Annotated in this window: 12 protein-coding genes; 7 read left to right on the forward strand and 5 right to left on the reverse strand. The window is 66.4% G+C overall.

The genetic code is table 11. The annotated features are described in order from the left end of the window. Positions 1-14: 14 nt before the first annotated feature. On the reverse strand, positions 15-527 hold the full coding sequence (locus tag GBZ48_RS10880) for a hypothetical protein (RefSeq protein WP_174471063.1): 513 nt from the start codon (positions 525-527) through the stop codon (positions 15-17). A gap of 7 nt (positions 528-534) precedes the next feature. Next, a complete protein-coding gene (gene hisN / locus GBZ48_RS10885; protein ID WP_174471064.1) occupies positions 535-1,317 on the reverse strand; it encodes a histidinol-phosphatase in 783 nt (260 codons plus the stop codon). A 173-nt stretch (positions 1,318-1,490) separates the two neighbouring features. Here hisN and nudC point away from each other — a divergent pair, with 173 nt between their 5' ends. Then, entirely contained in the window at positions 1,491-2,396 is a 906-nt protein-coding gene (nudC, locus tag GBZ48_RS10890; protein ID WP_174471065.1) for an NAD(+) diphosphatase, read from the forward strand. 7 nt (positions 2,397-2,403) lie between these two features. Further along, on the forward strand, positions 2,404-2,532 hold the full coding sequence (locus GBZ48_RS36695) for a hypothetical protein (RefSeq protein WP_281362397.1): 129 nt from the start codon (positions 2,404-2,406) through the stop codon (positions 2,530-2,532). Between the two features lie 5 nt (positions 2,533-2,537). Here the strand turns inward: GBZ48_RS36695 and GBZ48_RS10895 are convergent, their stop codons facing one another. Continuing rightward, the gene (locus GBZ48_RS10895; RefSeq protein ID WP_109051966.1) at positions 2,538-3,404 is read right to left on the reverse strand and encodes a prephenate dehydratase; all 867 of its coding nucleotides are present in this window, start codon (positions 3,402-3,404) and stop codon (positions 2,538-2,540) included. A 79-nt stretch (positions 3,405-3,483) separates the two neighbouring features. Then, the gene (locus GBZ48_RS10900; protein WP_174471066.1) at positions 3,484-4,269 is read right to left on the reverse strand and encodes a 3-deoxy-manno-octulosonate cytidylyltransferase; all 786 of its coding nucleotides are present in this window, start codon (positions 4,267-4,269) and stop codon (positions 3,484-3,486) included. Positions 4,270-4,642: 373 nt separating this feature from the next. Here GBZ48_RS10900 and GBZ48_RS10905 point away from each other — a divergent pair, with 373 nt between their 5' ends. Beyond that, positions 4,643-5,182: a c-type cytochrome gene (locus tag GBZ48_RS10905; RefSeq protein ID WP_174471067.1), complete on the forward strand. Its 540-nt coding sequence runs from the start codon at positions 4,643-4,645 to the stop codon at positions 5,180-5,182. A gap of 119 nt (positions 5,183-5,301) precedes the next feature. Here the strand turns inward: GBZ48_RS10905 and GBZ48_RS10910 are convergent, their stop codons facing one another. Continuing rightward, a complete protein-coding gene (locus GBZ48_RS10910; protein ID WP_174471068.1) occupies positions 5,302-6,168 on the reverse strand; it encodes a DUF4743 domain-containing protein in 867 nt (288 codons plus the stop codon). Between the two features lie 200 nt (positions 6,169-6,368). Between GBZ48_RS10910 and GBZ48_RS10915 the strand changes: the two genes are divergently transcribed. The 4 genes from GBZ48_RS10915 to GBZ48_RS10930 all read left to right on the forward strand — a co-directional run bounded on the left by GBZ48_RS10915 (position 6,369) and on the right by GBZ48_RS10930 (position 12,786). Next, on the forward strand, positions 6,369-6,824 hold the full coding sequence (locus GBZ48_RS10915; RefSeq protein WP_343049522.1) for a response regulator: 456 nt from the start codon (positions 6,369-6,371) through the stop codon (positions 6,822-6,824). Positions 6,825-7,765: 941 nt separating this feature from the next. Further along, positions 7,766-9,712 (forward strand): PrkA family serine protein kinase, encoded by a 1,947-nt coding sequence (locus tag GBZ48_RS10920; RefSeq protein ID WP_098739016.1) that lies wholly within the window; start codon positions 7,766-7,768, stop codon positions 9,710-9,712. A 148-nt stretch (positions 9,713-9,860) separates the two neighbouring features. Continuing rightward, positions 9,861-11,153, forward strand: a complete 1,293-nt coding sequence (locus GBZ48_RS10925; protein WP_042696281.1) for a YeaH/YhbH family protein — start codon at positions 9,861-9,863, stop codon at positions 11,151-11,153. A 79-nt stretch (positions 11,154-11,232) separates the two neighbouring features. Then, the gene (locus GBZ48_RS10930) at positions 11,233-12,786 is read left to right on the forward strand and encodes a SpoVR family protein (protein WP_174471070.1); all 1,554 of its coding nucleotides are present in this window, start codon (positions 11,233-11,235) and stop codon (positions 12,784-12,786) included. The last annotated feature ends 103 nt before the right edge of the window (positions 12,787-12,889 follow it).

Raw genomic sequence — 12,889 nt, forward strand, 5'->3', positions numbered from 1 at the left:
TTCCGGTTCTCAAGTCAGTTGCTTCGCGCCGCGCGCCAATGGTCGGCCATGCGGTCCATCAACTGGCGATAGCGGCGGTCGGTCCGCATCAGCTTGCGCACCGACTTTCCGTTGCGCGGGTCGGCCAGCATCCAGGCCTCCGCCGCCGCCTGATGTTCGGGATGGATCGACAGCAGATAGATCGCGGCCTGTTCCGGGGACGCAATGACCGTCTCCCGCATTCCTTCCAGGATGGCGCCGACATAGAGCGGCAGGACCTTGCGGAAATCCTCCGGCCCGCCGTCGGTCCTGCCCTCGGCCTCGGCGATGTCGGGGGAGGCGCCGCCGTCGGCCATCAGGGCGCTGCGTTCGGCCGCCGGCAGGGCGAAGAAGGCGTCGAGCCCCAGCAGCAGGTCGCAGACCGTCTTCTTGCGCACCATCCAGTTCGACCCGCCCGACACCCGAACCGCCAGCCCCTCCAGAAAGGGTCGCAGCTTTTCAGGGGACGTTTCGAAAACGGAACGGGCGGGAGGGGGGATGGCGGTCATTTCGCCCTCAGCCTGCCAGCACCGTCATGGCGTCCCGGTGGGTCTGAGGATCGCCGGCGGCGATCACCCGGCCGGTGGAGTTGGCGTCGAGCGGCTTGCCGTCCCAATCCGTCATCAGCCCGCCGGCCCCGGTCACCACCGGCACCAAGGCCGCGAAATCGTACAGCTTCAGCCCCGACTCGACGACGAGGTCGTAATAGCCGGACGCCAGCAGGCCGTAGCTGTAGCAGTCGCCGCCGTAGGAGGCCGTCTTCACCCTGGCGGCGACGCGGCGGTAGGCCTCGTAGTCGCTGCCGGGGAACAGGTCGGGAGAGGTGGTGCCGAACATGGCGGCAGGCAGCCCGCCGGGGCAGGGGCGCACGCGCACCGGCTGGCCGTTGTGGGTGGTCGGGCGGCCTTCGACGCCGATCCAGCGGTCGCCGACGATGGGCTGGTCGATGATGCCGAGCACTGGGCGGCCATGGTGCAGCAGGGCGATCAGCGTGCCGAAGATCGGCCTGCCGGTGATGAAGGACTTGGTGCCGTCGATGGGGTCGATCACCCACACCCACTCGGCGTCCAGGTTCTTGGTGCCGTGCTCCTCGCCATAGATGCCGTCGTCGGGGCGCTGGCTTTCGATGATGGTGCGGATGACGTGCTCCGCCTCGCGGTCGGCGATGGTGACCGGCGAGGCGTCGGCCTTGTCGTCGATGGCGACGGGGGTGCGGAAATAGCGGCGGACCACGCTGCCGCTGGAGTCGGCCAACCGCTGGGCGAGCGCCACCATCGGGGCGGGGCAGGGTTCGGTCATGGTCGCTCCTTGACTTTGGTCGATAGGGTTGCCGCATCCTAACGGCGCCCGCCCGCCCCGGAAACCCGAAAGCGCCCCGGCTCTGCTTGAGGAGAGGCCCCGATTTCCGCCGGGCAGCCCATCCGCCGGGAGGGCTTTGCGCCCGGCGCGGCTTGTGGCAGCCTCGACGGGCCATGACGAACCGACCCAACATCTACGCCGCCGCGCCCATCGACCGCGCCTCCCTCCGCCGCAAGGACGAGGATTGGCTGACGGAGGCCTGGCTCGCCCCTGCGTCCCGCGTCCTGCCGATCTGGCAGACCAAAAGCTTCGTCGCCGGTCCGGAGGATGCGCCCCGCGCCGTCCTGCTGCCGGCGGAGGGGTTGGACGCGGTGCCGATCTTTCTCGGCCTTATGGACGGCACGCCGGTCTTCACCGTCGACCTGTCGATGGTCGAGGACCCGGACGCCCTGCCCGCCCTGCGCGGCCATGGCCGGTTCGAGGATCTGCGCGTCACCGGCCCGCTGATGCCGGAAGGCGAGGCGGCGCTGTGCGCCTACGCCCGCGGCATGGTGTGGTGGAACGCCCGCCATCGTTTCTGCGGCGTCTGCGGCTCTCCGGCGGCGACGGCGGAGGGCGGGCATGTGCGGCTCTGCACCAATCCCGACTGTGCCACCCATCATTTCCCGCGCACCGACCCGGCGGTGATCATGCTGGTCCATGACGGCGGCGACCGGGCGGTCCTGGGCCGGCAGAGCCGGTTCCCGCCCGGCATGCATTCGGTGCTGGCCGGCTTCCTCGAACCGGGCGAAAGCCTGGAGGACACCGTCGCCCGCGAGGTGTTCGAGGAGGTCGGGCTGACGGTGACGGACATCCGGTACCGCTCGTCGCAGCCCTGGCCCTTCCCGTCCTCGCTGATGCTGGGCTTCACCGCGCGGGCCACCAGCTTCGACATCGACACCGGCAACGACGAGCTGGAAAGCGCCCGCTGGTTCGACCGCGATTTCCTGCGGACCCATACCCCGGACGAGACCTTCCGCCTCGCCCGGCCCGACTCGATTGCCCACCGCCTGATCCGGGAATGGATGGCGGAGGGGTGAGGGATCAGTGGATGAACAGCGTCACCAAGATGCCGATCTGAAAGGCAAAAACGAAGCCGAGCATCCACTTCATCAGGGTCATGTCGGACTTCTGCGCTCCGACATCGTCATCCCGTTTGCCGAAGGCGTTGCGTGAGAACGTCAGTCTTCGCCGACGCGCTGGCTTTCCTGATAGCGGAAGGGGTTGGCCGGATAGACGCCCAGGATCTTCACCTCGCGGGCGAAGAAGTCCAACTCCTCGAGCGCGAGACGCAGCGGGCGCTCGTCGGGATGGCCTTCCACGTCGGCATAGAACTGGGTCTGGGTGAAGTGGCCGCCGACCATGTAGCTTTCCAGCTTGGTCATGTTGATGCCGTTGGTGGCGAAGCCGCCCAGCGCCTTGTAGAGCGCCGCCGGCACGCTGCGCACACGGAAGACGAAGGTGGTGATCGTCTTGCAGGAGCCCTGCGCCGGCAGCTTCGGCTCGCGCGCCAGGATCAGGAAGCGGGTGGTGTTGTGGGTGGCGTCCTCGATCCCGCTCTTCAGGATGTCGAGGCCATAGATCTCTGCGGCGAGAGAGGAGGCGATGGCGGCATGGCGCGGATCGTTCATCGCCGCAATCTCCTTCGCGGCCCCCGCCGTGTCGGCATGGTTGATCGCCTGCAGGCCCAGGCCGCGGATGGCGGTCTGGCACTGCGACAGCGCCTGGATGTGGCTGCGCACGGTCTGGATGCTGTCCAGCGTGGCCCCCTTCGGCGCCAGCAGCTGGTGGTTCACCCGCTGGAAATGCTCGCCGATGATGTGCAGGCCGCCTTCGGGCAGCAGGTAGTGGTTGTCGGCGACACGGCCGGCAATGGAGTTCTCCACCGGGATCATCGCCAGCGAGGCCCGGCCATCGCGCACAGCGGAGAAGGCGTCCTCGAAGGTGGCGCAGGGCATCGTCGTCATGGTCGGCCGCGCGTTGCGGCAGGCCAGGTCGGAATAGGCGCCGGGGAAGCCCTGGAAGGCGATGATGTTGGACGTGCCCATGAGCGGTATTCCCCCGGCGGATCTTATAAAAGATTGATATATAAGGTTTCAGCCGGCCTGACGGCCGGGTGTCTTACCTTCAGCCGGCCTTGCGGCCGGCGAGGAGGGCGCAGGCGCGCTCCAGGTCGGCGGGAGTATCGACACCCAGCGGAACCGCGTCAACGACCGCCGCGTCGATGCGCATGCCGTTGGACAGGGCACGCAGCTGCTCCAGCCGCTCGCGCTGCTCCAGCACCGAGGGCGGCAGCGACACGAAGCGCTCCAGCGCCGCCCGGCGGTAGGCGTAGAGGCCGATGTGGTGATAGAGAGGCCCGTCGCCGGTCGGCGCGGTGGCGCGGGTGAAATAGAGTGCGCGGCCCTGGCGGGAGCCCGCCGGCAGCTCCAGCACCGCCTTCACCACGTTGGGATTGGTCCGTTCCTCCTCCCGCGTGATCTCGGCGACCAGGGTGGCGATGTCGACCTCGGGGTCGGCCAGCGGCGCGAAGGCGGCGCGCACGCTCTCCGGCTCGATGGTCGGCAGGTCGCCCTGCACATTCACCACCGCATCGTGCCGCCCTTCCGGGTCGATCAGCTGCAGCGCCTCGAAGATACGGTCGGAGCCCGAGGGATGGTCGGGGCGGGTCAGCACCGCGGTGCCGCCGGCGGCCTCGACTGCGCGGGCGATCTCCGGCTCGGCGCAGGCGACCACCACCGGGCCGATCTCCGCCTCCATGGCGCGGCGCAGCACATGGACGATCATCGGCGCGCCGAGGATGTCGGCCAGCGGCTTGCCGGGCAGCCGGACGGAGGCCATGCGTGCCGGGATCACCACGACCGGGTTGGTCGGACGGCTGACGGAAGTGCTGGCGGGGGCGGCGGTCGGCATGGCGCGGAAACTCCGGTGGGAAGGTCCGGTGGAGCGGGGAATCGGAACGCTTGGATTCGCGACGCTTGTCTGGCGCGGGTGAACCACGGACGCCGGGGCGGCGTCAAGGGGCGGCGTCGAGGGACTGCATGGCAGCTGGCGTGGGGGCCGATATGGCGCTGCAGCGCCTGCCTTCATGCTGTTTTGCGATGCAGCGTAATGCGCAAGCAAATTAAGTGGTTGGTGACTGCGACAAATTTGTATGCGACCTTTTTTCGCGGTCCGCCGGGCTATGACAAGCTTCGGACCGCGGGCTATGGTAGCCGCGGCGCGTTCAGCCGCGGGCGGGAGAAACGCCGAGTGTACTGAAATTAGGGAACAAAGGGGCTCATCAATGAGCATGGAGTGGAACAAGGTTTTCGGCGCCGTGCTGCTGGCCGGGCTGATCGCGATGCTGGCCGGATTCGCGTCCAAGGTGCTGGTTCATTCGAAGCCGCTCGAAAAGAGCGTGTATGTCGTCGCGACGCCCGAGGGGGCCAGCGCGCCCGCCGACAAGGGTGCCGCTCCCACCGGTCCGGCGCCGATCGCGCCGCTGCTCGCCGCCGCCAGCCCGGAGGCGGGCCAGAAGGTCGCCAAGGCCTGCGCCGCCTGCCACAGCTTCGACAAGGGCGGTGCCGCCAAGGTCGGCCCGAACCTGTTTGGCGTCGTCGGCGGTCCGAAGGGCCATATGCAGGGCTTCGCCTACTCCGATGCGCTGGTCAAGACCGGCGGCACCTGGACGTATGACGAGCTGAACAAGTTCCTCTATGACCCGAAGGGCTACGCCCCGGGCACCAAGATGACCTTCGCCGGCCTCAAGAAGGATGATGACCGCGCAGCGGTCGTCGCTTACCTGCGCTCGCTGGCCGACAGCCCGCAGCCGCTGCCCCAGTAACTGCCTCCAGTGCCAAGGTACCGGGCGCCGCCGCGGCCGGAAGAAAACGGCCCCGCTCTCGCAAGAGGGCGGGGCCTTTTGTCTGTCCGGAGCCGCACCCGACCGGCGAAGCGCCGGGCCTACCGCCGCAGGCTGCGGGCGATCTCCAGATAATCGGGGTCGTTTTCCGGCGTCAGCCAGCCGTGGCGGATCAGGAAATCGGCCACCACGAGGTTCACGTTGAACTTCCACTCATTGGTGCCGCGCACCGACTCCGCCACCTTGTCGAGCGGCCAGAGTTCGAAACTCTCCACCTCGCCGTCGGTGTTGACGGGGGTGAGGCCGGGCGGAAGCTCCAGATCGTAGACGAACAGGCGGTCGCGCTTCAGCCCGGCCGGCGTTTCCATGGTGTAGCTGATGGCGCCGACCGGCACGGCGCGCCGCGCGGTCTCGGCGTCCAGCCCGGCCTCCTCCGCCGCCTCCTTCTCCAGATTCTCGGCCAGGCTCAGGCCGATGGGCTGGCCGCCGGCGATCAGGTTATCGAGCTGGCCCGGTGCCACCTCGCGGTCGCTGGCGCGCCGGCCGACCCACAGCAGAAGGCCGCCGGCCCCATTGCCGGCGGATTCGTCGCGGATAAAGCCGTTGATGTGCAGGCCATAGGCCTCGATCCCGAAGGCGCCGACGGCGGCACGGTCCAGCCGGGCCAGCGGCTCCGCCCCCCAGCGCGGCAGGACCGGGTAATATTCGCCGCGCAGCGCCTTGACCGTTCCCTGTTCCACCAGATAGGCGGCGGCATGGTCGAGCAGGGTGGAGCGCGCCTCGAAATCCCGGATCTCGGGCGCGATGGTCAGCCGGTCGGCGGTGACGACGAAGCCCGGATCGACCTCGGGCAGCGCCTCGGCCAGGGCATGGCGCACCCAGCCCACGGTGTGGCCGTCCAGCTCGAACGGGCGGAAGCCGGACAGGTCGTGCGCGTTGCACGCGCGGATGTGATCGAGGAAGCTCATGCCGTCCATCTAAGCGGGGCTGACGGGCCGGCGCAACCGCTCATCCAGGGCATGGGCCAGGGCACGGGCCAGGGCAGTGTGCACCCTCGTATTTTTGGACATCTTGCGTGTCTCTGGTTGCCATCGTACACAGATCGGGTCACGAAATGACCGTCGGCAGCATTCCGCCGGCCGGTCGCTCAAGCGAAAGGGCGGGCGTGGTGACTGACCGGTTGGCTGAGGGCGATGCGGCAGGCAAGACGTCAGGCGAGACGGGGACGCCGTTCGGCGCCCTGTCGGTCCTGGTGGTCGAAGACGAATCCTTCACCCGCATGGTGCTGGCGAAGATGCTGGGCACGCTGGGCGTCAAGGCGGTTCATCAGGCCGCCGACGGCGAGTCGGGACTGGCCGTGGTCGCCGCCCATGCGCCCGATCTGGTGCTGTGCGATGTGGAGATGCAGCCGATGGACGGATTCGGTTTCGTCCGGGCGCTGCGCACCAGCGGCGAGTCGCGCCACAGCAGCCTGCCGGTCGTGTTCATGAGCGGCCGCGTCGATGACGACCGCAAAGCCCAGGCGCGCGACAGCGGCGCCCACGCGGTGCTGGCCAAGCCCGTCACCCCCGCGAGCCTGCGCGAGGCGCTGAGCATCGGGGTGAAGGCCTGGCAGCCGGCCTGAGGGGCCGTCCGGCGGGACGGCTGCCGGCATTGTCCGAAAGTCCGGTTTACCGCCGGAGATTGCTGCCGCCACTGGCGGCAAGCGGGGGGCGCAGACCCGCCCTTAAAATTTCCCACCCCGTGGCAAGCGTGCCAAGCCATTGAAACAATTCGGTAATCCAGCGGTAGCCATCCACCGTGCCGCGTTGGTGCCCCATCCTCACCCAATTTCCGCCTTGTTGATGAGGACGATTGGGACGCAACATGACCTCAAAGAAGTGTTGGGGAGGTGTTGCGAGGCCGTGGCCGACACTGCGGCAGACCGCAAGGCCCCTTACCGGAAATTGTTAAGGTTTGGAGTTCAGCATCGACGGTAAATCCCTGCGCCGTGCTTGGTCGAGGCGGCGCGTCTGCTTGAGGAGGCCGATGGCGTGACAAGGAGCGCCCGATGGAACCCGCTTGGGTCGCATCGCACTGGGCAGTTCTTCCCGATCGGACGGGCAACGACGATTGCCGCCGGTTCCACGCCGTCTTCTCCCGACACCGTCACACGTCTTTCGCCGAACCTTCCGACGCATGCGCGGCCGATGCGCGCATGGGTTGAACAGGTGCGCTCGGCGCACCCACACCGGCCGCAGGACCTAGGTCCTATGGCTGAGGCCAGCTTCACCGCGGGCTTTCCGGCTATGGAGCCTGAGTGCCTGGAAAGCTCCAAGTGGAGCATTACATTCAAAAATGACTCGTTCGGGGGTCGCCGCGTCGCGAGACGGACCTCTCCCGGCCTTCACAGGACCGTTCCTTACACCAGACCGCTGGCTTCTATCGCTGAGTGGGGAGGCTGCGGACCCTGCGCGGTCCGCGTCTTCCCTGGAGTGCCCCTTGGATCGCGGCATGCGCCGCGCCCTGCCGCCGCAGCCACCGGCGGCCCCCCGGCGCATCGGACCAGATAAGACGGAGCGACGAATGTTCCCGGCCGACGAACTGTTCACGCGCTACACGCAGAATTACGAGACCCGCCGCGAGACCGAGATGTCCCTGATGGACTATCTCCAGCTGTGCCGCGACGACCCGATGTCCTACGCCTCGGCCTCCGAACGCATCCTGGCCGCCATCGGCGAACCGGAGGTGGTCGACACGGCCCGCGACCCGCGGTTGGGCCGCATCTTCATGAACCGGACCATCAAGGTCTATCCCGCCTTCTCCGAGTTCTACGGCATGGAAGAGACGATCGAACGGATCGTCGGCTTCTTCCGGCACGCAGCGCAAGGGCTGGAGGAGCGCAAGCAGATCCTCTACCTGCTGGGCCCGGTCGGCGGCGGCAAGTCGTCGCTGGCGGAGCGGCTGAAGTCGCTGGTGGAGAAATGCCCGATCTATGTGCTGAAGGCCGGCAAGGAGATCAGCCCGACCTTCGAAAGCCCGCTCGGCCTGTTCAACCCAGACGAGATCGGCGACGAGCTTGAGGAGCGCTTCGGCATCCCCAAGCGCCGCCTGACCGGGCTGATGAGCCCGTGGGCGGTCAAGCGCCTCGACGAGTTCGGCGGCGACATCAACCGATTCAAGGTGGTGAAGCTCCACCCCAGCAAGCTGCGCCAGATCGGCGTCACCAAGACCGAGCCGGGCGACGAGAACAACCAGGACATCTCCTCGCTGGTCGGCAAGGTCGACATCCGCAAGCTGGAGATCTACAGCCAGAACGATCCCGACGCCTACAGCTTCTCCGGCGGCCTGAACCGGGCGACCCAGGGCATGCTCGAATTCGTCGAGATGTTCAAGGCCCCGATCAAGATGCTGCACCCGCTGCTGACCGCGACGCAGGAGGGCAACTATGTCGGCTCGGAGAACATCGGCGCCATTCCCTTCCAGGGCGTGATCCTGGCCCACTCCAACGAGGCGGAGTGGCAGACCTTCAAGAACAACAAGAACAACGAAGCCTTCATCGACCGCATCTGCGTGATCAAGGTCCCCTACTGCCTGCGGGTGGCGGAGGAGCAGAAGATCTACGAGAAGCTGGTCAACGGCTCCGATCTGTCGACCGCGCCCTGCGCGCCGGCGACGCTGGAGATGCTGGCGCGCTTCTCGGTTCTGTCGCGCCTGCGCGAGCATCCGAACAGCAGCGTCTACAGCAAGATGCGGGTCTATGACGGCGAGAGCGTCAAGGAGACCGATCCCAAGGCCAAGTCGATGCAGGAGTATAAGGACCAGGGCGGCGTCGACGAGGGCATGGGCGGCATCTCCACCCGCTTCGCCTTCAAGGTGCTCGCCTCGACCTTCAACTACGACTCGACCGAGATTTCGGCCGATCCGGTGCATCTGATGTATGTGCTGGAGCAGGCGATCCGCCGCGAACAGTTCCCGGAGGAGACGGAAAAGAAATACGTCGAGTTCATCAAGGCCGAACTCGCCCCGCGCTACGCCGAGTTCATCGGCAACGAGATCCAGAAGGCCTATCTGGAATCCTACTCCGACTACGGCCAGAACCTGTTCGACCGTTATGTCGATTATGCCGATGCCTGGATCGAGGATCAGGACTTCAAGGATCCCGACACCGGCCAGCTGATGAACCGCGAGCTGCTGAACCAGGAGCTGACCAAGATCGAGAAGCCGGCGGGCATCGCCAACCCGAAGGACTTCCGCAACGAGGTCGTGAAGTTCGCCCTGCGCGCCCGGGCGGCCAATTCCGGCCGCAACCCGTCCTGGACCTCTTACGAGAAGATCCGCGAGGTGATCGAGAAGCGGATGTTCAGCCAGGTCGAGGATCTGCTGCCGGTGATCAGCTTCGGCTCGAAGAAGGACGGCGACACCGAGAAGAAGCACACCGAGTTCGTCTCGCGCATGATGACCCGCGGCTACACCGAGCGGCAGGTCCGCCGGCTGGTCGAGTGGTACATGCGGGTGAAGCAGGCGGGCTGAGGCCGGCGGGTCGGGACAGCTGGACCGAGGGGACGCTTAATTGCCGCGGGGCGGGGTGTTGCAACGCCCCGCGGCAACCCCACTGTCATAGAAAGCTGTCAGGATCCTAAGGCCGCGTGACGAAACGGGTGGGAGGGCCAGCCCCTTGATGAACATCATCGACCGTCGCCTGAACCCGCAGGGCAAGAGCCTGGCCAACCGCCAGCGTTTCCTGCGCCGTGCCAAGGAACAGGTGGTCAAGGCGGTCCGCGACGCCTCGGGAAAACGGGGCATCCAGGATATCGAGAACGGCGAGAAGGTGACGATCGCCGCCGGCGGCGTGCGCGAACCGTCCTTCCACCGCGCCAGCCAGGGCGGGGTGCGCGACTATGTCGTGCCCGGCAACAAGGAATATGTGGAAGGCGACACCATCCAGCGCCCGGACGGCGGCGGTGGCGGCCGCGGCAGCGAGGGCAGCGCCGACGGCGAGGGCGAGGACGAGTTCCGCTTCGTCCTGTCGCGCGACGAGTTCCTCGACATCTTCCTGGAGGATCTGGAGCTTCCCGATCTGGTGAAGCAGAAGGTCAAGCAGTCGGAATCGCACACGCTGACGCGGGCCGGCTATTCGGTGTCGGGGTCGCCCGCCAACCTGAACCTGGTCCGCACCATGCGGAACAGCCTGTCGCGCCGCATCGCTCTGAAACGCCCGAAGCGCGACGAGATCCGCGAACTGGAGGAGATGCTGCGCGAGGCCGAGGAGGCCGGCGAGGACGCGACGCAGATCCAGGCGCTGCGCGAACAGCTGGAACACATCGTCCTGCGTTCCCGCCGCATTCCCTTCATCGACCCGATCGATGTCCGCTACAACCGGTTCGAATCGGTGCCGAAGCCGATCGCCCAGGCGGTGATGTTCTGCCTGATGGACGTGTCCGGCTCGATGACCGAGCACATGAAGGATTTGGCCAAGCGCTTCTTCATGCTGCTGTACCTGTTCCTGCGGCGGCGCTACCGCTCGGTCGACATCGTCTTCATCCGTCACACCCACGAGGCCAAGGAGGTGGACGAGGAAACCTTCTTCTATTCCACCGAGACTGGCGGCACCGTGGTGTCGACGGCGCTTGAGGAGATGCAGAAGGTGGTGCAGGAGCGCTACCCGGACAGCGAATGGAACATCTACGCCGCCCAGGCGTCGGACGGCGACAACATGTCCTCGGACAATGCCAAGTCGGCGACCCTGCTGCGCGATGTCATCCTGCCGATGTGCCAGTATTTCGCCTACATCGAGGTGGCGGCGGAACACAATATGGGCCTGTCGGCGCTGGGCCGCGAAACCGAGCTGTGGCGCACCTACAAGCAGGTGCAAAGCCCGGAACGCCCGCTGGCCATGCGCCGCGTCCGCTCCCGCCGGGAGATCTTCCCGGTCTTCCGCGAGCTGTTCGCCCGCGAGAAGGCGGGAGCGTAAGGGAAGCCTGAGGGGATAAAGGGAAATCACCGCCCTCATCCCCTGCGGGGGGCAGAGGGGCGGCAGGGGGAGATCGAGAATGACCGCTGTGATCACCAGACCCGAGGCGCTGCTGTATGACGGCGTCGAGTGGGATTACGACAAGATCAAGCGCGTCTATGACGCCATCGAGCACATCGCGCTGAAGGAGATGGGCCTCGACGTCTATCCCAATCAGATCGAGGTCATCACCGCCGAGCAGATGCTCGATGCCTATTCGTCCATCGGCATGCCGCTGATGTACAAGCACTGGTCCTTCGGCAAGCATTTCGCCCGCGACGAGATGATGTACCGCAAGGGCTATCGCGGCCTGGCCTACGAGATCGTCATCAATTCCAGCCCCTGCATCAGCTACATCATGGAAGAAAACACCATGACGATGCAGACGCTGGTGATCGCCCACGCCGCCTTCGGCCATAATCATTTCTTCAAGAACAACCAGCTGTTCCAGCAATGGACCGATGCCCAGGGCATCCTCGACTATCTGGAATTCGCCAAGACCTACATCGCCCATTGCGAGGAACGCTACGGCCATGCGGCAGTGGAGCGGGTGCTGGACGCCGCCCATGCGCTGATGAGCCAGGGCGTGCACAAATATCCGAAGAAGCGGTCCGATCTGCGGACCGAGCAGCGGCGCGAGCGCGAGCGGCAGGAATATCAGGACCAGACCTTCAACGACCTGTGGCGCACGGTGCCCAAAACCGCCGCCGGCCCGCGCCCGGCCAAGTCGGTGTCGGAGCGCAAGAAGCTGCTGGGCCTGCCGGAAGAGAACATCCTCTATTTCCTGGAGAAGAAGGCGCCGCGGCTTGAGCACTGGCAGCGCGAGCTTCTGCGCATCGTCCGCCACATCTCGCAGTATTTCTATCCGCAGAAACAGACCAAGGTGATGAACGAGGGCTGCGCCACCTACGTCCATTACCAGATCATGAGCCGCCTGCATGAGACCGGCCAGATCAGCGAAGGCGCGTTCCTGGAGTTCCTGCATTCGCACACGTCCGTCGTGTTCCAGCCGGAATTCGACGACAAGCGTTTCTCCGGCCTGAACCCCTACGCGCTGGGCTTCGCGATGATGCAGGACATCGCCCGCATCGCCGAAAAGCCGACCGACGAGGACCGCCAGTGGTTCCCCGACCTCGCCGGCCGCGGCGACGGCATGGCGGCGGTGCGCGAGGCCTGGGCCAATTTCCGCGACGAGAGCTTCGTGCTGCAATATCTCAGCCCGCATTTGATGCGGAAGCTGAAGCTGTTCAGCGTGCGCGACGACGCCGAAGACCCTTATCTGCTGGTCGATCACATCCACAACGAGCGCGGATACCGCGACATCCGCAAGAAGCTGGCCCGCCAGTACGACCTGGGCTATCTGGAGCCGGACATCCAGATCGTCGACGTCGATCTCGCCGGCGACCGCAAGCTGATCCTGCAGCACCGTGTCACCAACGGCGTGTTGCTCGACGAGAGCGACGCCAAGGCGGTGCTGCGCCACATCGCCAATCTGTGGGGCTACGAGGTGCAGCTGATCGAGGTGTCGGCGATCTCCGAGGCGATCCTGAAGGAGCACGCCGTCACCGCGCCCAGCGGGATCGGCGTGGGGTGATGCCTTGCCCTCTCCCCCGGCCGCCGTACGGACGGGCCGGGGAGGGGGTGCCTCATGGCTCCGGCGGACGCGACCTTTGCATCCGGCTCCGCTACACTTCCGG

Source organism: Azospirillum melinis (assembly GCF_013340935.1).
GTDB classification, from domain to species: Bacteria; Pseudomonadota; Alphaproteobacteria; order Azospirillales; family Azospirillaceae; genus Azospirillum; species Azospirillum melinis.

What these genes read in the sequence shown, in the direction of transcription:
- GBZ48_RS10910 (WP_174471068.1), bottom strand. Translation starts at nt 6,168, where the DNA reads ATGAGCTTCCTCGATCACATCCGCGCGTGCAACGCGCACGACCTGTCC.
- GBZ48_RS10925 (WP_042696281.1), top strand. Translation starts at nt 9,861, where the DNA reads ATGAACATCATCGACCGTCGCCTGAACCCGCAGGGCAAGAGCCTGGCC.
- GBZ48_RS10930 (WP_174471070.1), top strand. Translation starts at nt 11,233, where the DNA reads ATGACCGCTGTGATCACCAGACCCGAGGCGCTGCTGTATGACGGCGTC.
- GBZ48_RS10895 (WP_109051966.1), bottom strand. Translation starts at nt 3,404, where the DNA reads ATGGGCACGTCCAACATCATCGCCTTCCAGGGCTTCCCCGGCGCCTAT.
- GBZ48_RS10880 (WP_174471063.1), bottom strand. Translation starts at nt 527, where the DNA reads ATGACCGCCATCCCCCCTCCCGCCCGTTCCGTTTTCGAAACGTCCCCT.
- hisN (WP_174471064.1), bottom strand. Translation starts at nt 1,317, where the DNA reads ATGACCGAACCCTGCCCCGCCCCGATGGTGGCGCTCGCCCAGCGGTTG.
- GBZ48_RS10905 (WP_174471067.1), top strand. Translation starts at nt 4,643, where the DNA reads ATGAGCATGGAGTGGAACAAGGTTTTCGGCGCCGTGCTGCTGGCCGGG.
- GBZ48_RS10900 (WP_174471066.1), bottom strand. Translation starts at nt 4,269, where the DNA reads ATGCCGACCGCCGCCCCCGCCAGCACTTCCGTCAGCCGTCCGACCAAC.
- nudC (WP_174471065.1), top strand. Translation starts at nt 1,491, where the DNA reads ATGACGAACCGACCCAACATCTACGCCGCCGCGCCCATCGACCGCGCC.
- GBZ48_RS10920 (WP_098739016.1), top strand. Translation starts at nt 7,766, where the DNA reads ATGTTCCCGGCCGACGAACTGTTCACGCGCTACACGCAGAATTACGAG.